Origin of the sequence: Pseudoalteromonas sp. MER144-MNA-CIBAN-0113, from assembly GCF_040308965.1 — a bacterium.
GTDB lineage: Bacteria > Pseudomonadota > Gammaproteobacteria > Enterobacterales > Alteromonadaceae > Pseudoalteromonas > Pseudoalteromonas tetraodonis.
Map to the genome: position 1 here is coordinate 1 of NZ_JBEOOG010000456.1, position 255 is coordinate 255.

The 255-nt window shown below is 37.3% G+C and carries 1 protein-coding gene; it reads right to left on the reverse strand.

Annotated elements, in window-relative coordinates; all coding sequences use genetic code 11:
* The coding region (locus AAEY57_RS20475) for a M14 family metallopeptidase (protein ID WP_502935512.1) at positions 1 to 255 on the reverse strand (255 nt) is incomplete at both ends.

Consider the following 255-nt stretch of genomic DNA (forward strand, 5'->3'; position numbering starts at 1 on the left):
GTCTTGAATATGTCCGCGAGAACTTGCTTGTTCAAATAAAATGCCTATGCCGCCATTTACATCTGGGTAAGTTGAGCCTTTTCCATAGTAAAAATCGTCAAAGCTTTCTTCTGTAAAATAAAGTGCATTGTTTTCATCTAAAGTTTTTGCATGATAGTTGGCAATTGCCTTTGTTAAGGTAACATTTTCATCAGGTGTTATAGGGTGCTTACGACTTGGAATACCTGGTTGAAAAAAGTAACTGCTGTTTGGACC